Source organism: Mycobacterium mantenii, assembly GCF_001667865.1.
Taxonomy (GTDB): domain Bacteria; phylum Actinomycetota; class Actinomycetes; order Mycobacteriales; family Mycobacteriaceae; genus Mycobacterium; species Mycobacterium mantenii_A.
The window spans coordinates 123,437-146,257 of the sequence record NZ_LZJP01000130.1; the positions used below are offsets into that span (position 1 = coordinate 123,437).

General features: G+C 68.6%; 19 protein-coding genes. 9 read left to right on the forward strand and 10 right to left on the reverse strand.

Features of this window, described 5'->3' with window-relative positions; translation table 11 throughout:
* Nucleotides 1-2: 2 nt before the first annotated feature.
* Entirely contained in the window at nt 3-785 is a 783-nt protein-coding gene (locus A5688_RS25805; RefSeq protein ID WP_207546747.1) for an SDR family NAD(P)-dependent oxidoreductase, read from the forward strand.
* Nucleotides 770-2,269: an AMP-binding protein gene (locus A5688_RS25810; protein WP_067913894.1), complete on the forward strand. Its 1,500-nt coding sequence runs from the start codon at nt 770-772 to the stop codon at nt 2,267-2,269. The genes A5688_RS25805 and A5688_RS25810 overlap by 16 nt, the downstream gene beginning before the upstream one ends.
* On the opposite strand, the gene A5688_RS25815 is transcribed toward A5688_RS25810, so the two are convergent.
* Both A5688_RS25815 and A5688_RS25820 read right to left on the reverse strand, forming a co-directional pair.
* A complete protein-coding gene (locus A5688_RS25815; RefSeq protein ID WP_278184224.1) occupies nt 2,266-3,426 on the reverse strand; it encodes an NDMA-dependent alcohol dehydrogenase in 1,161 nt (386 codons plus the stop codon). The two genes, A5688_RS25810 and A5688_RS25815, sit on opposite strands and share 4 nt — an antisense overlap.
* Nucleotides 3,423-3,893 carry an SRPBCC family protein gene (locus A5688_RS25820; protein ID WP_067913886.1) on the reverse strand — a complete coding sequence of 157 codons (471 nt, stop codon included), beginning with the start codon at nt 3,891-3,893 and terminating at the stop codon, nt 3,423-3,425. The genes A5688_RS25815 and A5688_RS25820 overlap by 4 nt, the downstream gene beginning before the upstream one ends.
* A 124-nt stretch (nt 3,894-4,017) precedes the next feature.
* Here A5688_RS25820 and A5688_RS25825 point away from each other — a divergent pair, with 124 nt between their 5' ends.
* Nucleotides 4,018-4,383 carry a nuclear transport factor 2 family protein gene (locus A5688_RS25825; RefSeq protein WP_067826903.1) on the forward strand — a complete coding sequence of 122 codons (366 nt, stop codon included), beginning with the start codon at nt 4,018-4,020 and terminating at the stop codon, nt 4,381-4,383.
* 39 nt (nt 4,384-4,422) lie between these two features.
* Nucleotides 4,423-4,644 carry a hypothetical protein gene (locus tag A5688_RS25830; RefSeq protein WP_067826901.1) on the forward strand — a complete coding sequence of 74 codons (222 nt, stop codon included), beginning with the start codon at nt 4,423-4,425 and terminating at the stop codon, nt 4,642-4,644.
* Nucleotides 4,645-4,754: 110 nt separating this feature from the next.
* Here the strand turns inward: A5688_RS25830 and A5688_RS25835 are convergent, their stop codons facing one another.
* Together A5688_RS25835 and A5688_RS25840 are read right to left on the reverse strand one after the other, a co-directional pair.
* A complete protein-coding gene (locus A5688_RS25835) occupies nt 4,755-5,492 on the reverse strand; it encodes a DUF899 domain-containing protein (protein WP_067826897.1) in 738 nt (245 codons plus the stop codon).
* A 25-nt stretch (nt 5,493-5,517) separates the two neighbouring features.
* Complete coding sequence (locus A5688_RS25840) at nt 5,518-6,288, reverse strand: SDR family oxidoreductase (protein ID WP_067913883.1); 771 nt, start codon at nt 6,286-6,288, stop codon at nt 5,518-5,520.
* A 158-nt stretch (nt 6,289-6,446) separates the two neighbouring features.
* Here A5688_RS25840 and A5688_RS25845 point away from each other — a divergent pair, with 158 nt between their 5' ends.
* Together A5688_RS25845 and A5688_RS25850 are read left to right on the forward strand one after the other, a co-directional pair.
* Complete coding sequence (locus A5688_RS25845) at nt 6,447-7,403, forward strand: sigma-70 family RNA polymerase sigma factor (RefSeq protein WP_067826892.1); 957 nt, start codon at nt 6,447-6,449, stop codon at nt 7,401-7,403.
* A gap of 158 nt (nt 7,404-7,561) precedes the next feature.
* Nucleotides 7,562-12,391, forward strand: a complete 4,830-nt coding sequence (locus A5688_RS25850) for a cation-translocating P-type ATPase (protein WP_067826889.1) — start codon at nt 7,562-7,564, stop codon at nt 12,389-12,391.
* 63 nt (nt 12,392-12,454) lie between these two features.
* On the opposite strand, the gene A5688_RS25855 is transcribed toward A5688_RS25850, so the two are convergent.
* Both A5688_RS25855 and A5688_RS25860 read right to left on the reverse strand, forming a co-directional pair.
* Entirely contained in the window at nt 12,455-14,020 is a 1,566-nt protein-coding gene (locus tag A5688_RS25855) for an AMP-binding protein (protein WP_067913963.1), read from the reverse strand.
* Nucleotides 14,010-14,906 carry an SDR family NAD(P)-dependent oxidoreductase gene (locus A5688_RS25860; RefSeq protein ID WP_067826882.1) on the reverse strand — a complete coding sequence of 299 codons (897 nt, stop codon included), beginning with the start codon at nt 14,904-14,906 and terminating at the stop codon, nt 14,010-14,012. The genes A5688_RS25855 and A5688_RS25860 overlap by 11 nt, the downstream gene beginning before the upstream one ends.
* Nucleotides 14,907-15,208: 302 nt before the next feature.
* Here A5688_RS25860 and A5688_RS25865 point away from each other — a divergent pair, with 302 nt between their 5' ends.
* Nucleotides 15,209-15,952 carry a cutinase family protein gene (locus A5688_RS25865; RefSeq protein ID WP_067913878.1) on the forward strand — a complete coding sequence of 248 codons (744 nt, stop codon included), beginning with the start codon at nt 15,209-15,211 and terminating at the stop codon, nt 15,950-15,952.
* A 46-nt stretch (nt 15,953-15,998) separates the two neighbouring features.
* On the opposite strand, the gene A5688_RS25870 is transcribed toward A5688_RS25865, so the two are convergent.
* The 4 genes from A5688_RS25870 to A5688_RS25885 all read right to left on the reverse strand — a co-directional run bounded on the left by A5688_RS25870 (nt 15,999) and on the right by A5688_RS25885 (nt 20,538).
* Nucleotides 15,999-17,363 carry an aldehyde dehydrogenase family protein gene (locus tag A5688_RS25870; RefSeq protein ID WP_067828151.1) on the reverse strand — a complete coding sequence of 455 codons (1,365 nt, stop codon included), beginning with the start codon at nt 17,361-17,363 and terminating at the stop codon, nt 15,999-16,001.
* Between the two features lie 35 nt (nt 17,364-17,398).
* On the reverse strand, nt 17,399-18,502 hold the full coding sequence (locus A5688_RS25875; protein WP_067828146.1) for an AMP-binding protein: 1,104 nt from the start codon (nt 18,500-18,502) through the stop codon (nt 17,399-17,401).
* A 171-nt stretch (nt 18,503-18,673) separates the two neighbouring features.
* The gene (locus A5688_RS25880; protein ID WP_067828143.1) at nt 18,674-19,438 is read right to left on the reverse strand and encodes an SDR family oxidoreductase; all 765 of its coding nucleotides are present in this window, start codon (nt 19,436-19,438) and stop codon (nt 18,674-18,676) included.
* Between the two features lie 149 nt (nt 19,439-19,587).
* Nucleotides 19,588-20,538, reverse strand: coding sequence for an oxygenase MpaB family protein (locus A5688_RS25885; RefSeq protein ID WP_067828139.1), 951 nt, complete (start codon nt 20,536-20,538; stop codon nt 19,588-19,590).
* 182 nt (nt 20,539-20,720) lie between these two features.
* Here A5688_RS25885 and A5688_RS25890 point away from each other — a divergent pair, with 182 nt between their 5' ends.
* Nucleotides 20,721-21,344 carry a TetR/AcrR family transcriptional regulator gene (locus A5688_RS25890; RefSeq protein WP_067828148.1) on the forward strand — a complete coding sequence of 208 codons (624 nt, stop codon included), beginning with the start codon at nt 20,721-20,723 and terminating at the stop codon, nt 21,342-21,344.
* A 15-nt stretch (nt 21,345-21,359) separates the two neighbouring features.
* Complete coding sequence (locus A5688_RS25895; protein WP_067828136.1) at nt 21,360-22,736, forward strand: adenylate/guanylate cyclase domain-containing protein; 1,377 nt, start codon at nt 21,360-21,362, stop codon at nt 22,734-22,736.
* Nucleotides 22,737-22,821 lie beyond the last annotated feature (85 nt).

Consider the following 22,821-nt stretch of genomic DNA (forward strand, 5'->3'; position numbering starts at 1 on the left):
GGATGGGTGAGATGCAGGTCGCAATCGTCACGGGAGCAAGCAGCGGCATCGGCCTGGGGTGCGCGACGAAACTCGCCGAGATGGGCATGGCGGTCGTCGGCACCGGCCGCGACTCCGAACGGCTCGCCGAACTGGAAACGGCGATCGGCGACCCCGACCGCGTCGCCACCATCGCCGTCGACCTGACCGACGACGACGCGCCGCGCCGCATCGTGGACCTCGCGGTCGAGCGGTGGGGCCACATCGATTTCCTTATCAACAACGCGGGGGTGGGCAGCCCGAAGCCGCTGCACGAAACCGACGACGAAACCCTGGACTACTTCCTGGATTTGATGCTGCGTGCGCCGTTTCGGCTCGCGCGCGACGTGCTGCCGCACATGGCGCCCGGGTCGGCGATCATCAATGTGACGTCGACCTTCGCGGTCATCGGCGGCCTGCGCGGCGGCGCCTATTCCGCCGCCAAGGGCGGGCTGACCGCGCTGACCACTCATATCGCCTGCCAGTACGGCGCATCCGGCATCCGCTGCAACGCCGTGGCGCCCGGCGTGACCGTGACGCCGATGGTCGAAAAGCGGCTGGAGGACGAGCGTTTCCGCAAGATCAACACCGAGATGACGCCGCATCAACGGTTGGGCCGCATCGACGACATCGCCAGCACCGTCGCCTTCCTGTGCTCCGAGGGAGGCAGTTTCATCAACGGCCAGACGATCGTCGTCGACGGCGGATGGAGTTCGACGAAGTACCTTTCGGAATCCGCGCTGGCCGCGGAATGGATCGAGCGATGAACCTGTTTGCGATGCTCGATCAGGCCGCGAGCCGATTCCCCGACCGTGGCGCCGTGTATCTCGGCGAGCGCCGCATCTGCACCTGGATCGAGTTGCGCGACCGGGTATTGCGGCTGGCCGCATCGATAGGGCGACAACAGGGTGCGGGCGCCCGGATCGCGGTCGCGACCCACAATCGGCCGGAGATCATCGAGCTGATGTTCGCAATCTGGGCCGCCGAATGCGTCGTCGTCCCGATCAACTACAAGCTGCATCCCCGCGAGATGGCACAGATCCTGGAGGATGCGGGCGCTGCGCAGGTGTTCGCCTCCTCGGCAATCGGCGCCGAGCTCGCGCCGATCACCACGGCCCCGACGGAAATCATTGATTCGCAAGACTATTCACGGCGCTTCAGCGTCACCCCGTCGGCGCCGCCGCGCACCGACCCCTCGGCGCTGGCGTGGTTGTTCTACACCAGCGGAACCACCGGCCGATCGAAGGGCGCGATGCTCTCGCACCGCAACCTGACGGCGATGACCGTCGCGCACCTCGCCGACATCGACGCTCCGGACCAGGACTGCAGCCTGCTGCACGCGGCACCGATGTCGCACGGCTCCGGCCTCTACATCCTGCCGTACGTGCTGCGCGCCGCGCGCCAAATCATACCCGCCTCAGGCGCGTTCGATCCCGACGAGTTCCTCGATCTCTGCGGGCACCACCCTGGCGTCAGCGCGTTTCTGGCCCCGACGATGGTGCAGCGCCTGGTCGACACGGGCCGCGGTCGCCCGGCCAATCTCCAGCTGATCGTCTACGGCGGCGGCCCAATGTACGTCGAAAGCCTGCGGAAGGCGATCACGGCGTTCGGTCCGATCTTCGCGCAGATTTACGGGCAAGGTGAGTCACCGATGACCATCACCGGATTGCGTTGTGCCGATCACGAATCCGACGACGACGCGATCCTGGGTTCGGTCGGCTACGCGCGGTCCGGGATGGAGGTCGCGGTGCTGCGCGCCGACGGCGACCCGGCATCCGTCTCCGAGATCGGCGAGATCGTCTGCCGCGGCGACGCGGTCATGTCCGGGTACTGGCGCAATCCCGATGCCACCAGCGCCACCCTCAAAGGCGGCTGGCTGTACACCGGCGACATGGGTTCGTTCGACGCGCGCGGTTTTCTCACGCTGCGGGATCGGTCGAAAGACGTCGTCATCAGCGGCGGCAGCAACATCTACCCGCGCGAGGTGGAGGAGGTCCTCCTGGAGCACCCCGCTGTCGCAGAGGCATGCGTGGTCGGCACACCCGATACCGAATGGGGTGAGGTGGTGGTCGCGTTCATCGTCGGCGCGGTCGACCCCGGGGAGTTGGACGCGCATCTGTTGCGGCGCATCGCCCGCTTCAAACGGCCCAAGCGCTACGAATTCGTCGATGAGCTGCCGAAAAACAGCTATGGCAAGGTGCTCAAGCGGGAACTGCGGGCGACCCTGGCGCCACCGGACCGGGTTGGTTAGACGCCGGCGAAGTCGATAATTCCGCGAATGTTGCGGCCCTCGCGCAGGTCCGCCATCGCCTCGTTGATCTCGTCGAGCCGGTAGTGGCGGGTGACCAGTTCGTCGAGTTTCAACGCCCCCGCCTGATACATCGAGAGCAGCATCGGGACGCTGGTGCGCGGATTCATCCCGCCGTAGAGCGCCCCCTTGAGTTGCTTGGCCGACAGCACCATCTCCTGCAGGACCAGCGGAACGGTGGGCTCGGTGTAGGGCGTGATGCCGGTGACCACACACGTCCCGCCCTTGCGAAGCAGCCTCATGGCCAACGGGATAAGGTCCACATGCACCACCCCGGCGGTCACGACGACGCGGTCGGCCATGACGCCCGCGGTGATGTCGGTTACCAGCGGTATTGCCTCCTCCGCGGAGGCGGCGCTGTGCGTGGCACCGAATATCTTTGCCGAATCGCGTTTGTATTCAACGGGATCCACCGCGACGACGTATTTCGCGCCGGCGGCGCGTGCCCCTTGCAGGGCGTTCATCCCCACACCGCCGGTGCCTAGGACCACGACCGTGTCACCGGGCTCGGTGCCCGCCGAAATCGTCGCGGAGCCCCAGCCGGTGCTGACCCCACACGACACCAGTGAGGCCGCATGAAAGGGAATCGCGTCGTCGATCTTGATGACGGACCGTTCGGTGAGCACCGCGTATTCGGCGAATGTGCCGAGTTGGCCATAGGCCATGAGGTTTTCGTCGCCGAGATGCCGGCGGCAGGTTCCGTCGGTCGGCATCTCCCTCGAAAAAAGGCTCGCGCCGGCGTCGCAGATGTAGCTCTGACCGTTCACACAAAACCGGCAGCTGCCGCATGCGGGAATGAACGACATCGCCACGTGGTCGCCAGGCTGCACCGTCGTCACCCCGGGCCCGACCTCTTCGACGACACCGGCGCCCTCGTGGCCACCGAGCATCGGGAACCAGTCCGGCTCGGGGATACCGGTCAAGGCACGCACCTCGGGTGTCGGCAACACGTCGCCGGTCACAAGGTGGTCGTCGGAGTGGCAGATGCCGGCAACGGCCATCCGCACCAGAACCTCACCGGCGCGGGGCGGATCGAGCTCGATCTCGCGGACCTCCCAGTCCCCACCGACCCCACCGAGCACAGCGCCACGACACTTCATTGCGACCTCCCTAGTTCGAAGTGACCCCGGATGCCCGCCAGCATCTTGATGTGCGCCTTGACACCCTCGCGGATGGTGACGCCGGCCAGTAGCCGCGGGGCGGTGATCGCGATCCGTTCGGTGATCCGGGTGCCGCCGTCGACCGGATCGAAGCTCACCGTGCCGCGCAGCCGCACGCCCGGTGACTGATCGGCCTCGGTCAGTACGTCGCCGTCGACGGGCACTCGCAGCCGGGCCTGGTATACGGTTCGTAAAGTGAATGGTCCCAATGGGATTCGGTCGACGACCCGATAGGTCTGATGGTAGCCGTCCTGGGTTTCGCTGCGGGACAGCGTTTCCACGGACACGATCAGTGGGTGCACCAGCTTGAGGTTGTCCAGGTCCGCGTAGTAGTCGCGTACGGCGTCGGGCGGCGCGGGCACCTGCTCGCTCAGCGTCCGGTCGGCGTGCACGGTCCACCAGCTCATAAGAGGAACCTAGCCCGACGACGATGCGCGCCGCGCAGCGGCGGGCTGAGGAGTCAGGCAATCGAACCTGGCCCGACGGGACTGTCGGGCCTACCGTTGACCCAGCCGAGCAAGCGGAGGCGACATGCGCACTCAAGATCACGCGGTCGAGCGCTACCTGGAATGCCTGGCCGCTCATGACTGGGACGGGCTGGCCGACACCATCGCCGAGCGGGGCCTGACCCGGGAGGGTCCGTTTTGCGACGTGGTCGAGGGCAAGGCCCACTACGTCGCCTACCTGCGCAAGGTCTGCACCAATCTGCAGGGCCATCGGTTGCACGTGGAACGGGTCTCGCACGTGGACGCCCGGGTCTCCTTCGCCGAGCTGTCCGAGACGTTCGAGATCGACGGCGTTGCGACGACGTGGCCCGAATGCATCCTGTTCGAGCAGGACGACGACCGATTGATCTGTCACGTCAGCGTGTTCTTCAAGCAGCGGGGCGGCGGCTGACTATTCCCTCCCCCACCGAATTGACCTACCGTGGCATGCATGGAGGCAGATGCAACTCCGGAGTCGGTGTCGGTCGAGAAATTGCACTCGGGCGACCCGATCACCGATTGTGGTCAGCGGTACATAGTTCTCGAATCGAAGGCGCTCAGCGACTGCGTGGTGCTCGAGCTCGAATCCAGAGTCGACCACCAGCTGCAGGTCATCGAGAAGTCATTCCCCGCCGGGTATCAGGTCGGCAGAGCGAACCACCGAATCCTGTAGCCGAATTTCGTCGCAAGTAGTGCGCGAGTAGCCGGTCGACGGCTACCGCGCATTCGTGTTTTCAGGCCACATCAAGCTGGCACCACGAAGTACCAAACACGCCGCGCCACTTAGCTTTCGCGCGGCGGCCGGATGTCGTTGGGGTCATCCGGGTCGGGCTCGCCGAACCAGCGTGACGGCTCATGCCGGCCGTACGCGTCGTGCCAGTCCCACCACTCGTAGGGCGCGGTCTGCGGGTAGCCCTCGGGCGAATCCTCCCAATTCTCCTGGCGTCCCAGCGCGGTCATGTCGAGGAAGCTCCACGTGGTTCCGAGCGCCTCGTCGCCGCGGTTGTTGATGAAGTAGGTGCGAAAGACGCGGTCGCCGTCGTGGATGAAGGCGTTGGTGCCGTGCCATTCGTCGACCCCGAAATCGGTGTCGAAGTCGTCGGTGAGGGTGTACCACGGCATTTTCCAGTCCATCCGGAGCTTGAGTCGCCGGATGTCGGCCTGCGGCGCGCGCGACACGTACACCAGCGTGGTGTCGCGGGCGTTCAGATGGGCCAGATTGCCGACGTGGTCGGCCATCATCGAGCAGCCCCGACAGCCGTGGTCGGGCCAGCCGTCGATGTCGGGTCCGTAGAAGGCGCGATAGACGACGAGCTGGCGCCTGCCCTGGAACAGATCCAACAGGCTGAACCTGCCCTCGGGTCCCTCGAATTCGTACTCCCTGTCAACGGCCGTCCACGGCATCCGGCGCCGCATAGCCGCCAGTGCGTCATGGGCCCGGGTGAGTTCCTTCTCCTTTGCCAGCAGCTGCTGGTGCGCGCTCGCCCACTTCTGGGCCGAGACGATCGGCGGGGTGTTCATCGCTGTCTGCCTTTCGGTTTCGGTTTCAGGCCAGCGGCGCAAGGCCGGCCGAGGTGAGCAGGTAGGCGTCGTGCTCGGTGGCGCCGCCGGTGGCGATCTCGAGCACGGACTTGCCCACCTGCTCGGCGGTCAGCGCCGGCCCGGTGGCCTGCACGAAGGACTCGACGTCGACGCCCTGCCGCTCGGCGTAGGCCGCGACGGCGACCGCGCCCAAGCCGGTGGCCGGCGTCAACCGCGGCAGGACCGCGGTGAAGCCGATCCCGAGACCGGCACGTTGCGACTCGATGGTGGCATAGCTGGTGATGAACCTGACGGTCGCCTTCGCACCCGCGTAGCCTCCGGACAGCGGCGACCCGGCCAGGGCGGCACCGCTGGACATCGCGATCACAGAGCTGCCCGGCGCCAGCGGGCGCCGCAGCGCATGACGAATCCAGTGAAACGCCTGTGCGACGTCGGAGTTCCAGTTCTCACTGAACGTCTCCCACGACTGGTCCTGTAGCGGCGTCATCCGCGGGGTCGCGCCGGCGCACAGCACCAGTGTGCGCGGCCGGTATTGGTCGATGAGCCGGCCGGCTATCGCCGGGTCGGCGGCGTCGGCCACCATCGGGGTGAAGGAGTCGCCGAGCTGGGCGCGCACCTCCTCGAGTTGCAATCGGGTGCGCGCGACACCGACAACCTGCGCGCCGGCCGCCGTCAACGCCGACGCGATGGCACGGCCGAAGCCGCGGCCGGCTCCGGTCACGATCGCGGTGGTACCGGCGAGCCCATCGGGGTGGGCGGTGCGGGATTGGTTCATGGTTGTTCTCGCTCTCTGAGGTGGTCTGCGGCTGTGGCCGCGCCTTCACCAATGCAGATACGGCCCGGCCGCCGGATTCATCGCCTGCGAACCGATGAATCTCGGGGGCCGGATGTCTCTAACGGAGTAGGTTGCGTCGCAGCCGAGAGGAGGAGGTCGTGCCGACGCAGGAGGATTTCGTCGAGCAGGCGGCACCGTTTCGGGCCGAGCTGATCGCGCATTGCTACCGCATGTTGGGTTCGGTGCACGACGCCGAGGATCTGGTCCAGGAAACGTATTTGCGGGGTTGGCGCGGCTATCCGGCATTCGAGGAGCGCGCGGCGTTGAAGACGTGGCTGTATCGGATCGCGACGACCGCCTGTCTGCGTGCGTTGGAGAGCCGGGCCCGCCGCGTGCTGCCGATGGGAGTGGGGGACGGCTCGCTGGACCCGGACGCCGATTTCGACGCGAAGGTGGCCGCACACGCCTGGCTCGAACCCATTCCCGACGCGATGATGTTCACGGGCCCGGAGGAGGGCCTCGCCGCCAAGCAGAGCGTGCGGCTGGCAGTGATGACGGCCCTTCAGGAGCTTCCGGCGCGGCAGCGCGCGGTGTTGATTCTGCGCGACGTCGTGCAATTCAGCGCCGCGGAGGTCGCCGAACTGCTCGAAACCACACCCGCCGCGGTGAACAGTGCGCTGCAGCGCGCCCGGGCGCATCTTGCCGAGCTCTCCCCCGCCGAGGAGAGCATGTCCGAGCCCGACGATGCCGGGCGCCGCGAATTGCTCGACCGGTATTGCGCGGCATTCGAAAACGCGGACATGGCGGCGCTGACGGCACTGCTGCAAGCCGACGTCAAACTCGAAATGCCGCCTATGCCAATCTGGTTCACCGGCCGAGATGCCGTGCTGCGGTTCCTCGCCGGCCGCGCTCTGGCCGACCCCGGGGATGTCGTGATGATCCCGACCGCCGCGAATGCGCAACCCGCCGTTGCCGAATACCGGCGCGCCCCAGACGGGGAGATGCGGGCCCATTCCATCCACGTCTTGACCACCCGGGCCACCGGGGTGGTCGGCATCACCGTCTTCCTCGACCCCGGGCTGTTCAGCACGTTTGGTTTGTCGTCAACCCGGTAACCTTGTCCCGGGACGTGATTGCGCCCTTGCCCGTTAAGGGAGGCCCACCTGCATCGTCATCGGCGTCGTCGCACGGTTTACCGTCCCGGCGCACGTGTGGACAGGTCCTGCACCGGCCAGGATCATTAGGCGCGGTAGACGAAGTTGAAGGGTGACGAGTGAAGATTCCCGGCGTTTCCAGCGTCGTCGCTGGTGTAGCTGGCGGAGCCGCGCAGGTGGTGCGGGCCGGTGTGTCCACCGCGGCAGGGGCCGCTGGCGCGCTGCAGACGTTGGCCAGTCCGGTCACCGAACTCGCCGGCCCGGTCATCCAATCGGTGGCGCAGACCACGGGACGAGTGATCGGGTTGGACGGTTCGTCCAACGGCGCCCCCGCCATCCTGCCGCCGGTGCGCTGGCACAGCGGGCAACGAGTGCACCTGGACTTGGATCCGTTGTTGCCGTTCCCGCGTTGGCACGAGTACGCGCCCGCCGTGGAAGAGCCGGTGCGCCGAATCCCGGGTGTGGCCAAGGCCCACGTGGAGGGGTCGCTGGGCCGCCTGGTGGTCGAACTGTCCGACGACGCGGACAACGGCGCCGTTCTGGACGAGGTGCGCGCGACGGTTTCGTCGATCGCCTCCGACATCACCTGGTCGAAGTCGGAGGCGGCGCCGCTCTCCGCGCCATTCGCCGACCCGGGTAACCCACTGGCGATCCTGGTGCCGCTCACCGCCGCGGCAATGGACGTCGTCGCGATGGGGGCCGCGGTCACCGGGTGGGTGACCCGGCTGCCCGCCGCACCGCAGACGACCCGGGCCGCGGCCGCGCTCATCAACCATCAACCGCGCATGGTCTCGATCCTGGAGGGCCGGTTGGGGCGGGTGGGCACCGACATCGCACTGGCCGCGACTACGGCGGCCGCCCACGGCCTGACTCAATCATTCGGCACACCGATGCTGGACCTGACGCAACGCACCCTGCAGGTCTCCGAGGCGTCGGCGCACCGGCGCGTGTGGCGCGACCGCGAGCCGCAGCTGGCCTCCCCCGACCGGCCGCAGGCTCCGGTGGTCCCGGTCATCTCCTCGGCCAAGTCGGAGGTGCCCCGGCACAGCTGGGCCGCCGCGGCGGCCGGTGAGGCCTCACACGTCGTGGTCGGCGGAACGATCGACGCCGCAATGGATAAGGCCAAGGGCTCGATGGCCGGGCCGGTGGAAAGCTATGTCGATTCGGCTGCCAACGGCTCGTTGATCGCCGCCGTCAGTGCGCTGGTCGCCGGCGGCGGCACCGAAGACGCCGCCGCGGCCATCGAGGCCGGGGTACCCAGGGCCGCGCATATGGGCCGCCAGGCCTTCGCGGCGATACTCGGCCGCGGGCTCGCCAATTCCGGGCAGCTGGTCCTGGATCCGGGCGCGCTGCGCCGCCTGGACCGGGTGAAGGTGGTCGTCATCGACGGTGCCGCGCTGCGCGGCGACCATCGCGCGGTCTTGCACGTCCGCGGCGACGCTCCCGGCTGGGACGACGACCGGGTCTACGAGGTGGCCGACGCGCTGCTGCACGGCGAAGAGGCGCCCGAGCCCGATCCCGATGAGTTGCCCGCGACCGGTGCGCGGCTGAGATGGGTTCCGGCGCAAGGATCTTCGGCGACACCCGCGCAGGGCCTGGAAAGCGCCGACCTGATCGTCGACGGCGAATGCGTCGGCAGTGTCGACGTCGGCTGGGAGGTCGACCCCTACGCGATCCCGCTCTTTCAGACCGCGAACCGCACCGGTGCGCGAGTGGTGTTACGCCATGTCGCGGGGACCGAGGACCTCACCGCCAGTGTCGGCACCACGCATCCGCCCGGCACGCCGCTGCTGAACGTGGTCCGCGAGCTGCGAGCCGATCGCGGACCGGTGCTGCTGATCACCGCGCTGCATCGGGACTTCGCCTCGACCGACACCCTGGCCGCACTGGCGATCGCCGATGTCGGTGTGGCGCTGGATGATCCGCGTGCCGCCACCGCGTGGACCGCGGACATCATCACCGGCACCGACCTGGCCGACGCGGTGCGCATCCTGTCGGCGATCCCGGTGGCGCGGTCGGCCAGCGAATCGGCGGTGCACCTGGCGCAGGGCGGCACCACGCTGGCCGGGCTGCTGCTCGTCACCGGTGAGCAGCAGACATCCACCAGCCCGGTGAGCTTCCGGCGCTGGCTCAACCCGGTCAATGCCGCGGCGGCCACCGCCCTGCTGACGGGGACCTTCTCGGCGACCCGGGTGCTGCGGCTGCCCGACCCCACTCCGCAACCGCTGACCGCTTGGCACGCACTGGATCCCGAGATCGTGTACTCGCGACTGGCCGGGGGTGCGCGGCCGATGGCCGTCGAAACCGAATCGTCCTGGCGGCGGCGCCTGGACGACCTGTCCTACAGCCCGGCGCTGGAACCCCTGCGCAAGCCCTTGCACAACGTGGCCCGGCTGGCGTCCGCCACCCGCACCGAACTCGCCGATCCGCTGACACCCATCCTGGCGGTCGGTGCGGCCGCGTCGGCGATCGTCGGCAGCAACATCGACGCGCTGCTCGTGGCCGGCGTCATGACCGTCAACGCGATAACCGGTGGAGCACAACGACTTCGGGCCGAGTCCGCGGCGGCCGAGCTGTTCGCCGAGCAGGACCAGCTGGTGCGCCGGGTGGTCGTTCCGGCCGTCGCGACGACGCGCCGCCGGCTCGAGGCCGCCCGACACGCGACCCGCACCGCGACGGTGTCCGCGAAGTCGCTGCGGCCCGGCGACGTGATCGACCTGGCCGCACCCGAAGTGGTGCCCGCCGACGCCCGCCTGCTGGTCGCCGAAGACCTGGAGGTCGACGAGTCGCTGCTGACCGGGGAGTCGCTTCCGGTGGACAAGCAGGTGGACCCGGTCGCCGTCAACGACCCCGACCGCGCCAGCATGCTGTTCGAGGGCAGCACCATCGTCGCCGGACGTGCCCGGGCGATCGTCGTTGCCACCGGTGTCGGGACCGCCGCGCACCGCGCGATCTCGGCGGTGGCCACCGTCGAGACGGCGGCCGGTGTTCAGGCCCGGCTGCGCGAGCTGACCAGCAAGGTGCTGCCGCTGACGCTGGCCGGCGGTGCCGCGGTGTCGACGTTGGCGTTGCTGCGCCGCGCGCCGCTGCGCCAGGCGGTGGCCGACGGCGTCGCGATCGCGGTGGCCGCGGTCCCCGAGGGCCTGCCGTTGGTGGCCACCCTCTCGCAGCTATCGGCCGCCCAGCGGCTGACCGCGCGCGGAGCCCTGGTCCGCGCCCCGCGCACCATCGAGGCGCTGGGCCGGGTGGATACCGTCTGCTTCGACAAGACGGGCACGCTCACCGAGAACCGGCTGCGCGTCGTGTGCGCCGTGCCCCACGACGTGGATCCGCACGATCCGTTCCCCGAGCTGACCGATCCGGCGTCGGCGGCGCTACTGCGGGCCGCCGGGCGGGCGTCCACGCAGCCGCAGGAGGGCCAGGGGCACGCGCACGCCACCGACGAGGCGATCGTGACCGCGGCGAGTTCACTGAACGGGCACAGCGATTCGGACTGGACGATGCTCGCGGAGGTGCCGTTCGAGTCCAGTCGCGGCTTCGCCGCCGCGATCGGCACCGTGGGCGACGGCACCGGGGCCGCCGCTGACGGCCCGCTGCTGATCATCAAGGGGGCCCCCGAGGTCATCCTGCCGCGCTGCAAGTTCGCCGACCCGGAGGCCGATCAAGAGCGGGCCGAGGCGGTGGTGCACGGCCTTGCCGAGCAGGGGCTGCGGGTGCTCGCCGTGGCGCAGCGTATTTGGAAGCACGAGACGGAGGACGACGACACGGACGCCGACGCGGTGGACGCCGCGGCGAAGAACCTCGAACTGCTCGGCTACGTCGGCCTGGCCGATACCGCCCGGGCATCGGCCCGCCCGCTGATCGAAGCGTTGGTGGACGCCGGCCGCGACGTGGTGCTGATCACCGGCGACCACCCCATCACCGCGCAGGCGATCGCCCGGCAGCTGGGCCTGCCCGAGGATGCGCGGGTGGTCACCGGCGCCGAACTCGCCGGCCTCGACGAGGACGCGAGCGCCAAGCTGGCCGCCGACGTGCAGGTGTTCGCCCGGGTCAGCCCCGAGCAGAAGGTGCAGATCGTGGCCGCCCTGCAGCGTTGCGGGCGGGTGACCGCGATGGTCGGCGACGGCGCCAACGACGCCGCGGCCATCCGGATGGCCGATGTCGGCATCGGGGTCAGCGGTCGCGGCTCGTCGGCCGCCCGCGGCGCCGCCGACATCGTGTTGACCGATGAGGATCTGGGCGTGCTGATGGACGCCCTGGTCGAGGGCCGCAGCATGTGGGCCGGGGTCCGCGACGCCGTCACGATCCTGGTCGGCGGCAACGTCGGCGAGGTGTTGTTCACCATCATCGGCACCGCCTTCGGCGCCGGACGGGCACCGGTGGGGACGCGTCAGCTGCTGCTGGTCAACCTGCTCACCGACATGTTCCCCGCGCTCGCCGTCGCGGTCACGTCGCAATACGTCGAACCCGACGAAGCCGGGTACGAGTCCGCCGAAGCCGCCGAGGAGGCGCGCCGCATGCACCGCCGCGCGGTGCTAACCGGACCCACGCCCTCACTCGACGCCCCGCTGATGCGCCAGATCGTCACCCGGGGCGCCGTCACCGCCGCCGGGGCGACGAGCGCCTGGGCCATCGGACGGTGGACGCCGGGCACCGAACGCCGCACGTCGACCATGGGCCTGACCGCGCTCGTGACAACGCAGCTGGCGCAGACACTGTTGACGCGCCGGCACAGCCCGCTCGTCGTGGCGACCGCCCTGGGCAGCGCCGGCGTCCTGGTCGGCATCGTGCAGACCCCGGTGATCAGTCAGTTCTTCGGGTGCACGCCGCTCGGTCCGGTCGCCTGGTCGGGGGTGTTGGGTTCGACGGCGGGAGCCACCGCGATCTCGGCGCTGGCACCCAACTGGCTGGCCAAGCAGGTCGCCGCGCTGGAGCCCGGCGAGAAGTGAGCCTTCAGTCCGGCGACGGCGAGCGCCGTGTAGCGGCGCGAGTAAGGAGGCGGACGATCGTGTCTAGCCGGACAACTCCCCGCGCAGCACCTTGCCGGCGGGGTTACGCGGAATGCTGTCCACGACGTTGATGTCGCGGGGCTGTTCGAACCGGGAGACCCGGCCCTTGAGGTATTCACGCAGCTCCGCCTCGTCGATCTCGCTGCCCTGCTGCGCGACCACGAACGCCGCCAACCGATGCCCGAACCGTTCGTCGGGAACACCGATGACCACGCTGTCGGAGATGGCGGGGTGCTGGGCGAGGGCATTTTCGACCGCCCGCGGGTAGACGTTCTCGCCGCCGGAGATGATCATGTCGTCTTCGCGGCCGACGATGAACAGTCGGCCCGCGTTGTCGAGATAGCCCATGTCACCGGTGCTGGTCATGCCGTCGACGACGGCCTTGGCACCACCATCCGTATAACCCTCGCTTGCCAGCTCGCCGCCGACGAAGATCCGCCCGGTGACCCGCGGCCCGACCGGTTGGTTGTTCTTGTTCAGGATGCGCACCGGGCACCCGGCGACCGGCTTTCCGACGGTCTCGGGCGCCTCGCGCAGATCGGCCGGCGTGGCCAGCGCACCGATGCCGACCTCGGTGGAGCCGTAGCCGTTGTAAAGGATGTCGCCGTAGGCGTCCATGAACCGCTGGCCCAGAGTGGGGTCGAGGCGGTCGCCGCTGGAAATCACCGTCCGCAGGTACGGCACCGGGTTTCGGGCCCGCACCTCGTCGGGCAGGTCCAGGATGCGAGCGAGCACGACCGGCACCGCGGTGAAGGCGTCGGCGCGGTGTAGCGACGCCTGGGCGAGCGCGGCTTCGGCGTCGAAGTCACGACGCGTGAGCGCGGTGCCGCCAAGGGCGATCGTCAGCATTAGCATGCCCAGCCCAAGTCCGTGAAACATGGGCATTGCCACCGAGATTCGCGATCCGGTGCGTAACCGGGTGCGGTCGAGGAGTGTCACCCAGACGCCCACCGCGGAGCGCATCCGCGGGGTGCGCGGCACCCCTTTGGGTTTGCCGGTGGTGCCCGAGGTCAGCAGCACGATGCGGCCGGGTGCGGCCACGTCCGGCCGGCGGGCGTCCTCGTCGATCCCAACCGTCGCGGGGTCGATGGGGACAACCGATTCGTCGGCGGCCCGGACCCGCTCGGCGAATTCGTTGTCGGCGACGATCGTTGAGATGCGGTGGCTTTCCACCGCGGCCGCCAGCGCGTCGCTGCGGAACTCCGTACTGATGAGGACGACGTCGGCGCCGAGCAGAGCGGCGGCGAAAACGCCCGCCACGAAACCGCGTCCGTTGCGGCACATGACCCCGACCGCCTGTCCGGCCGCGACACCCTCACCGGACAACCGCCGCGCCAGCGACTCGGTGGCCAGTTGCAGCTGGCGATAGCTGAGGGCCCCGTCGTCGTCGACGATCGCCGTTCGGTCGGGCCAGCGGGCCGTCGTGACCGCCAACAGCGTGTAGGGATTCGTGCCGCCCCGGCGTGCCTCGTGGAGCAGCCGGAAAGCCGCAAGCGGCGCCGGTGGATTGAGCAGACCGGAATGCATCAGGGCCCGGGCGGCGGTGGTGACCACGCGGTCATTCGTCATGGTCGGCCTCATCGTCGTCGGGCTCGGTGAAGAAGCGGCGATACCACAGCCTGGCCGCGTAGTCGGCCGGGCCGGCCAGGAGCACCGAGGCCAACTCGGCCGGCAGCACCCAGGGCGGTTCGATGGTGCGGGGCCGCTCGATGATCGCTTTGGCAATCGCGTCGGCGGCCTCGTCCGGCGACATACCGGGAAGGCGGCCCAGCAGCGGGGTGGGCGCGATCATCCTGGTGCGGACCAGCGCGAAGTAGACCGTGGTGACCTCGACACCGTCAGTGTGCAGTTCCGGAGCGACGCTGCGTAGCCAACGATCGAAGGCGCCCTTTGACGCCTGGTAGACGCCCCACTGCGGACCCGGTGCGACCCGCACGGCAACGCTGGACACGTTCACGATGTGCCCGCTGCCGTTGCTGCGCATGGCCGGCAGCAGGCCAAGAAGCAGCCGGACAGGCCCCAGATAGTTGATGTCGATGGTGCGCTGGAAGTCGTGCGGTCGGTCGTACTGGTCGTGCAGCGAGCGGCGCAACGACTTGCCGGCGTTGCTGACCACGATGTCGAGCGGGCCGTGCTCCTCGGTGATCCGCTTGGTCAGGGTGGTCACGGCCGATTCGTCGGTGAGGTCGGTCGGGTACGCGACCGCGTGACCGCCACCGGCGTCGATCGATGCCGTCAGGTCGGACAGCCTGTCCTCGGATCGGGCGACCACCAGCACGGTGGCCCCCGCGGCGGCCAGGCTGCGCGCGGTCGCCTCGCCGATCCCGTAGGAGGCGCCGGTCACCAAGGCGGTCTTGCCGGAGACGGCGTCGCGCAACTTGCCGGGATCCGACACCCGCGCCGGGTTGGCGACGTGGTCCGTGATCGTGTTCAGGGCTTGCGTTATCGCGTTCACTTCGCTGCCGCATTCACTCGAGCCGCTCGTCGAGGTCGGCCGTTGCTTCACCGTGCCCCGACTCGTAACTACCAGAAGCACACCACATTGCACCGCGGGCCCGCGCTCCGCCCCGGCCGTAACGACTCCCAGGGGCAAACTCGATGATTGCCGGGCACACGCAGTGCGAGCGCCCGCGCCGGATGAGCGCCGCGCACAACCAATCTCAGCCCGTCCGCATCAGCGGCGGTTCTTTTATGAGAACACAGTAATTTCGGTGTTTCCCGTGTTTAAGAGGCGTGTCGGCTGGGCACAATGGCGGCATGATCGCACGTCACGTCATTCGTTCCCTTGGTCCCGCAGTAGTTATCGCAGCCTCGGGCGTGGCCTTCTCGGCCATGTCCGCTTCCGTTATTCCCTCCGCCTCGGCCCAGTGTCCGGACGTGCAAGTGGTGTTCGCCCGCGGCACCGGTGAAGCACCGGGTGTGGGCCCCACCGGTCAGGCCTTCGTCGACTCGTTGCGCCAGCGCGTGGGCTCACGGTCCTTCGACGTCTATCCGGTCAACTACCCCGCCACCGACCAGTGGGACACCGGCATCGACGGCGTCAGAGACGCGGGCGCCCACGTGGTTTCGATGGCCCACGACTGCCCCAACACCAAGATGGTGCTCGGCGGCTACTCCCAGGGCGCGGCCGTGATGGGCTTTGTCACCTCGGCCGCCGTGCCCGACGGCATCGACCCCAACACCGTGCCCAAACCCTTGGACCCCTCGGTGGCCAGCCACGTCTCCTCGGTCGTGCTGTTCGGCATGCCCAACGTGCGGGCCATGAACTTCCTCGGTGAACCGCCCGTCGTCATCGGACCCACCTTCGTCGACAAGACCGTCAAGGTCTGCGCCACCGAAGACCCGGTCTGCTCCGACGGGATGAACTTCGCCGCCCACGACACCTACGCCGACGACGGCGCCATGATCGACAAGGGCGTCGCCTTCGCCTCCAGCCACCTGGGCACCGGCGGCCCCGGCGCGACCTCGGTCGCGTCGCCGCACGGGGGCTTCGGCGAGTAACCGGCTCGCGGGGTTCTGTTGTCCGACGCCCTATGTCGGGACAGCCCTACTCCCCGATGAAGCCTTTGTTGCGCATCAGGGCGTCCGCCAGGAATCCGTCGTGCGGAATCTCCGGTGCGTGCATCCACGTCGGATGATGACCGCAGTAGACATTGGCGACGGTCGGTTCGGCGACCAGATCGTCGATCAGCGCCTCGTCGCCGGTGATCGCGGTGACGACCAGCGAATGCCGCAGCGGCTCCACCCCGGTACCGCGCGTGAAGGGCGCCACCCACACACACGGGAAGGGCAACTCGAGGTTGAGTTTGTCCACGTCGGCTTCGGCCATCAGGTGTACGGCGGGACGCAGCGCGGCGTATCCGTCGCCGAGGTCGGCGACCACCTGATCGGCGCCGAGCAGCGGGGTTGACCCGGCGGCCTTGGCCGCCAGGAAGTTCGCCAGGGCCCGCGCCTTATCGATGGGCTGGGTGGGCAGGACCGCTCGCTCGTCATCGGTGGGCAGTGGCTCGATAGCCGCCAACCGTTCGGCGATCGCCCGGGCCAACGGTGCGGGATCGCCCTCGTAAAGCACCGCGGTGGTGTTGACGCACGCCATGCCGCCGTGATCGGCGATCGACTCGACGACGACGTCGAGATAGTCATGCCAGTCGCGGTCGGCGGTGATCACGATCTTGGTGCGACCCGGCCCGTTGACGATCACCGTTGGATCGTCGGCGTACTTGTCGACCACCTCCTGGCCCCCGTACACCATGGCGAGGTCGGCGGACCGGATGATTTCGTCCGCCCCGGCATGGTCGGTGGGCAGATAGGCGGCGTCCTCGGCGCGAAAGCCGGCCTGCCGCAGCGCGCACACCAGCCGATGCGCGGTCAGCGGCTCGCGCCGCGACGGGCGCACCGCAACCCGGTAGCCCAGCGCGAGCGCCTGCGGCCAGAGCCCGTGGACGCCGGGGCCGTTTCCGGCCGCGTGTACGGCGAACACCTCCCCGCGCCGCACCCACAGCGCGCCGCCCGCGCGGGTGCGCTCCTCGCGCCAGTCCAGCGTCGCCCCCACCGGCCGAGCCGGCCGGACCGCGTCGAAGGCGCCGGCGACCGCGTCGGCCACCCCGCGCGCCCCGGCGCGCGTGATCGCGATCGGCATGCCCGAAATCCGGCCGGTCAATTCGACGTAGGCCTCGAAATCCAGTCCGGCGATCACGCCGTTCGCGAAGATCTCGGCGGCCCGGGACAGCGCGGCCGCGCGTTGGGCAAGCGGCAGCGGCGCGGCCTTGCGCTGCGCGCCCAGCGTGCGCGAAACGTACAGCGGCGGAACGATGCTCAACTCCGCGGCCGCCACACCGCCGGTGGTCGCGACGACCTCCCTCTTGCGGGTCCGGAATTCGCCGTCCGCGCCGAGCGCGTCGAGGGCTACCAAACCGGCTGCGGCGAATTGGTTTTCACGCCCCACGTTCAGTACACACCCTCGATCACGGCCTCGCCTTCGAAAGTGGCCACCGGCCGCACCTCGCTGACCGAATCGCTGAGTTCGCCCGCCGGTCCGGGCATCCTGATCGCCAGGTCGCGCTCCAGGTTGTTCGGTATGAACATCCCCTTGCTGAGGTGGTTCATCACCACTTGACCCGGCTGCCCGTACGGCACCCGTTCGCCGGTGTCGGGGTCGGCCACCCAGAACACCACGTACGGGGTGCGCGGGTCGAAGACGAACGCGTCGCCGTCGACGGTTCGGGTGACCGCCTGCGACAACACCATGGTGCTGCCGAACGCCATGGTGATCGTCGTCGCCGGGAAGATGCCGCGCAGCAGGCCAAGCGTGTCGGCGTCCACGTGCGCACCGCTGAGCAACAGATAGCGGATCTTGTCGTTGACCAGGTCGACCACTCGGTCGTTGCGGGCGATCGCCTCCAGCAGCGGCGGGGTGGTGTGCAGGTTCGCGACATTCTGCGTCTGCAGCACGTAGACGGCCTGCTCGACGACATGGTCGACGTAGGCCGCCACTTCGCGGGCGGCCGCGCGGGCGGCGATCTTTTTGACCCAGCGGGGATCGATGTCGATCGCGTGAAAAACCGCGCCCAGCCGCTGCGACACCAGCCGGGAGAAGTAGCCGACGCCGTGCGGCCCGCTGGGCATCAGGCACAGGAAGCCCCGCTCTCGCACAAAGCCGCCGGCGGCGAAGTCCTCGGTTTGCCATTCGATGACCTGCGCGACCCAATCCGGCATCTGCACAGTGCGTTTCGGGGCGCCGGTGGTGCCGCCGGACTCGAAGATCAGGGGCAGCGGCGGCGGCGATCCCGGCGAGGCGTAACCCCGCGGGATGAGGTCCTCCACTGGGACACTGCGTAATTCGTTGACCAGGTTGGGAAACAACCGCAGGTCGGCAAAGGTGGTGACGTCGGTCAACGGGTTGAAGTCCAACCCGCGGGCGGTCCGCAGCCAGAACGGCGAGCCGGTGTCGTCGCCGAAGTGCCAGGCGATCACCGCGCGCAAATAGGCCTCGGCGTCCTCGACGGGTGCCGATCGCGGGACGTCCAACAACGTGAAATCGACTGCGGCCATGCCCTCGATCCTGTCCCATCGCGGACCGGTACGCCAAGGACATCGCTCGTGTGCGCAGGTCACCGTCGCGCTCTATCACCTTATTTCACAGGGAGTTTCATCTGCGTGCACGCGGCGTTCAGCGCCGCGCCGGTTTGCGCGGGTAGCCGGGCAAGCCGAACCGGGCGTGGCCTAACTGCCGAGCATGGCGGTGATCGCCTCGTTGAAACGGGGATAGATGTCGTCGTAAGTGCCGTCGCGCTCGGCGAAGCGGAACATCTTGACGCGCTCCACCACGATCTCCTTGGCCTGCGGCTTCGTCTGCAAGAGCGTCATCGTCTCGGTGATGTAATCCTCCAGCGGCATCGCCCGCGGGTCGAATCCCCGCTCGCCCTGCAGCGCGGTCCGCACGTGCGGCGGAATGATCTCGATCACCTGCACCGAGGTGTCGCGCAGCTGGAACCGCAGCGATTCGGTGTAGGAGTGCAGCGCGGCCTTGGCGGCGCAGTAGGTGGGGGTGAGCGCGCTGGGCATGAAGGCCAGCCCGGACGTCACGTTGAGGATCGTGGCGTGCGGCTTGCGCAACAACGCCGGCAGCAGGGCCGAGGTCAGCCGGATGGGACCGAGCAGATTGATCGCGATGCTCTGTTCGGCCAACCCGACGTTGCTGCCGGTGAGGTCTTCGACCCGCTGGATGCCGGCGTTGTTGACCAGCACATTGAGGTCCGGGTATTGGTCGGTCAGCTTGGTGGCGAATCGCCGGATGTCGGCGGGGTCGCCCTGATCAAGCGAATAGGTTTGCATGCCCGGGTTGGCCTCGGCCACGGCCCGAAGGTGGTCGCTGCGCCGGGCGGCGATGATCACCTGGTTGCCCAGCCGGTGAAACGATTCGGCCAGGCCTCGGCCGATGCCGCTGCCACCACCGGTCACCAGAACGGTATTGCCCGTCATCTGCATCGCGGTCCTCCTTCGGGTCGCCCTGCCATCGGCTCGCTGGGCCGACCTACGCGGCCGACCTAGCGGAATGCCCCAATGCGGAGCCGGTTAACCACGATGCCTCATGGGCCCGTGCGGTGTCACGATAACTGCGGCGGTGGCGGATTCTGTTACGCGGCCGGCCGGTTGTGCAGCCGGCGCGGATCGACGCCCGCGCGGTTCCACGCGTCGGCCGCCCAGCTCGTGTAGAGCACCCGGATCGGGAGCCGGTTGAGCAGCGGGTTGAGCGCGCGGACGGCCGCGGCGATGCGCTGAAATCGCTTCTCCTTCTTGGCATCCCACGGCAGCTGGCATACCTCGCGCATCTGCGGCGGCAGGGTTCCCACCACGACCAGCCGGGTGTAGGCGTTCAACGGCGCCGACAGGACCTTCCATACCGGCTTGGGAATCCGGCGTGGCCCCGGTATGCCTTTGCGAATGTAGCCGGTGCCGTACAGCACGGTCTTGTGCGGGACGAACCGGTCGAGCATCTCGTCCCAGTAGGCCAGGAAGTCGTCGTAGGTCTGCGGTTGTCCCCGGTCGCTGACGCCATACAGGCTGTACCAGAGCTTGCCCTCGTTGAAGATCTGTTCCTTTTCGGCACGGGACAGCCGGCGGATGAACGTGTCGGTGTTGTAGATGACCTGGTCGACGAAGCTGGCGTGCGCCCAGTAGAACAGCTCCGGGTTCAGCGCGTGATATCTCGATCCGTCGCTGATGGTGCCCTTGATCGTCTTGTGGAAGTCCCGCACCTTGCGGCCCCATTCGTGGGGTTGATCGGAGTAGACGGTGTTCATCAGGGGCGGCGCGGTCCGCTTGGCCCGGCCCAGCGTGTCGCTGAAGATGACGGAGTGGTCCAGCACGCCTTGCGCGAGTTGCTCGATGCAGTTCTCTACCCCGGCGGTGCGCTGGAACCCGAAGAGCTGAGTCCGGTTGTCTCCGTAAAACTTCCAGATCAACGAGTCCGGCCCCAGCCGCGGGGAGGTGCCGGCGATCTCGTCGTCGATGGGCATGGGCATCGCTTCGCGGACGCCGGTGTCGAACCGCGACCCCGCGGTCACCGCGTCGTTCTGGGCGGTCATGCCCACCTCCTTGTCGCAGGGAGCCGCGCGTCACGGCATCCCCGACCACGCATTGTGAACCAATGACACAAAGCCGTATCTTTGTTTCAAAGCCTAGCAAGGGCTCGATGCCGGTGCACAGCCCGGGGCCCGGAAAAATCGGCGATGGACCAGGCCGAGGAGTTGATACGATGCCGCGAATCATGCAGTCCGAACCGGGTTCTGCCGTTGCCGAGGCGCTCACCGATCTCGATCGCACCATCTTGGACACCGCGCGCAGCGTGTTCGAGACCTATGGCGTGCGTCGCGCCAATATCGACGACATTGCCGCGCGGGCCGGGGTCAGCCGCAGCACCATCTACCGTCGTTTCCCGACCAAGGAGAACCTGTTTGCACAGGTGGTGCGGCGCGAGGCCGGCCTGTTCTTCATCACCCTGGACCAAGCGACACGGGGCTGCGATCCGCAACAGGCGGTGGTCGAGGCGTTCGCACTCGGGGTTCGCCTGGTTCAAGACTCACCGCTGTATTCGCGGATCGCCGACAGCGAACCCGAACTGTTCGGCCTGTTCTCCCGCTCGCACGCCTTCCCGATTCGCCAGTTCGCTGACGGGATCGCCTACACCCTGCGGCGTTGCGGCGCCGGCGCGGCCGACTCCGACCTGGACAACATCGCCGACATCCTGCTTCGCGTGGCGCTGGGCATCATCGTGTTTCCCACCGACCGGCTCGACACCTCGGACCCGGCCGCGGTTCGCGAGTACGCCGCCCGCTACCTGGTTCCGATCATCAGCGGGGCCGCCAAGGCACCTCGATTGTCGGCACCCTGAACTAGCCTTGAAGCCGTGGCTGGGAGTTCTGCGGCTCCGCGGACCCGGTACGCCAGTTGCGGCGAGATCGACATCGCCTATCAGGTCTTTGGCGATGGCCCGATCGACCTGCTCATGCTGCCGGGCCCGTTGATCCCGATCGACTGCGTCGACCTCGAGCCGTCGATGTACCGCTTCCATCGCCGACTCGCGTCGTTCTGCCGGGTGATCCGGTTCGACCAGCGCGGCATCGGCCTGTCGTCGCGGGTTCCCTCGTTGGACATGCTCGGCCCGGAATCCTGGGCGAACGATGCGCTCGCGGTCATGGACGCGGTGGGATGCGAGCGGGCAACCATCTTCGCCCCGGGGTTCACCACGCTGGCCGCGATCGTTCTCGCGGCCGACCATGCCGACCGGGTGAGCAGCCTGGTCATCGCCAACGGCGCGGCACGCACGCTGCGTGGCCCCGATTACCCCATCGGCGCCGAGCTCGAGGCCGCCGATCAATTCACGACGGTCGGGATGGAGCCCGACGCCGTCGAGCAGGGTTTCGACATGCTCGGCATCATCGCGCCCTCCGTCGCGGACGACGAGGCGTTCCGCTCGTGGTGGGACATGGCCGGTAACCGGGCCGCCTCGCCGAGCATGGCCCGCGCGTTCATCAACAAGATCAGGGAGGGCGACGTCCGCGACAGGCTGCCTCGGGTCGCCGTGCCGACGCTGATCCTGCATCGCGACAACCAGGACTTCAGCCCCGTCGAGCACGCGCACTATCTCGCCGGGCACATCGCCGGATCGCGACTCGTGGAGTGCCCGGGCGAGGACGCCCTGTACTGGGTCGGCGACACCGCGCCCATGCTCGACGAGATCGAGGAGTTCATCACCGGGGTCCGCGGCGGCTCCGACGCCGAACGGCTGCTCACCACCATCATGTTCACCGACATCGTCGGCTCCACCGAGCGCGCCGCGATCCTCGGTGACCACCGTTGGCGCGACCTGCTGGACAACCACGACCGGATCGTGCGCCACGAACTGCAACGCTTCAGCGGCCGCGAAGTCAACACGGCCGGAGACGGATTCGTCGCGACGTTCAGCAGCCCGAGCGCGGCGATCGCCTGCGCCGACGCCCTGGTGGACGCCGTTCGGGTGCTGGGCATCGAGGTGCGGGTCGGCATCCACGCCGGCGAAGTCGAGGTCCGCGGCGCAGACGTGGCGGGCATGGCCGTGCACATCGGCGCGCGGGTGGCCGCACTCGCGGCACCCGGCGAGGTGCTGGTGTCCTCCACGCTGCGCGACATCGTCACCGGGTCGCGGCACAGGTTCGGCGACCACGGCGAGACGGCGCTCAAGGGCGTGCCCGGTTACTGGCGCCTGTACGCCCTGGTCCGCGAGCACGCCGCCGTCCGGCGGTGACCACGCGACAAATCGCAGCGGTCGAAGCGTCGGCGTAGGCTGCGATCGGGGACTTACCGGAGCCGAGGCTTCGCGGCTTTCCATT

Coding starts and splice junctions, on each gene's coding strand:
- A5688_RS25805 (WP_207546747.1), top strand. CDS start 3: ATGGGTGAGATGCAGGTCGCAATCGTCACGGGAGCAAGCAGCGGCATC.
- A5688_RS25810 (WP_067913894.1), top strand. CDS start 770: ATGGATCGAGCGATGAACCTGTTTGCGATGCTCGATCAGGCCGCGAGC.
- A5688_RS25815 (WP_278184224.1), bottom strand. CDS start 3,426: ATGAAGTGTCGTGGCGCTGTGCTCGGTGGGGTCGGTGGGGACTGGGAG.
- A5688_RS25820 (WP_067913886.1), bottom strand. CDS start 3,893: ATGAGCTGGTGGACCGTGCACGCCGACCGGACGCTGAGCGAGCAGGTG.
- A5688_RS25825 (WP_067826903.1), top strand. CDS start 4,018: ATGCGCACTCAAGATCACGCGGTCGAGCGCTACCTGGAATGCCTGGCC.
- A5688_RS25830 (WP_067826901.1), top strand. CDS start 4,423: ATGGAGGCAGATGCAACTCCGGAGTCGGTGTCGGTCGAGAAATTGCAC.
- A5688_RS25835 (WP_067826897.1), bottom strand. CDS start 5,492: ATGAACACCCCGCCGATCGTCTCGGCCCAGAAGTGGGCGAGCGCGCAC.
- A5688_RS25840 (WP_067913883.1), bottom strand. CDS start 6,288: ATGAACCAATCCCGCACCGCCCACCCCGATGGGCTCGCCGGTACCACC.
- A5688_RS25855 (WP_067913963.1), bottom strand. CDS start 14,020: ATGACGAATGACCGCGTGGTCACCACCGCCGCCCGGGCCCTGATGCAT.
- A5688_RS25865 (WP_067913878.1), top strand. CDS start 15,209: ATGATCGCACGTCACGTCATTCGTTCCCTTGGTCCCGCAGTAGTTATC.
- A5688_RS25875 (WP_067828146.1), bottom strand. CDS start 18,502: ATGGCCGCAGTCGATTTCACGTTGTTGGACGTCCCGCGATCGGCACCC.
- A5688_RS25880 (WP_067828143.1), bottom strand. CDS start 19,438: ATGCAGATGACGGGCAATACCGTTCTGGTGACCGGTGGTGGCAGCGGC.
- A5688_RS25885 (WP_067828139.1), bottom strand. CDS start 20,538: ATGACCGCCCAGAACGACGCGGTGACCGCGGGGTCGCGGTTCGACACC.
- A5688_RS25890 (WP_067828148.1), top strand. CDS start 20,721: ATGCAGTCCGAACCGGGTTCTGCCGTTGCCGAGGCGCTCACCGATCTC.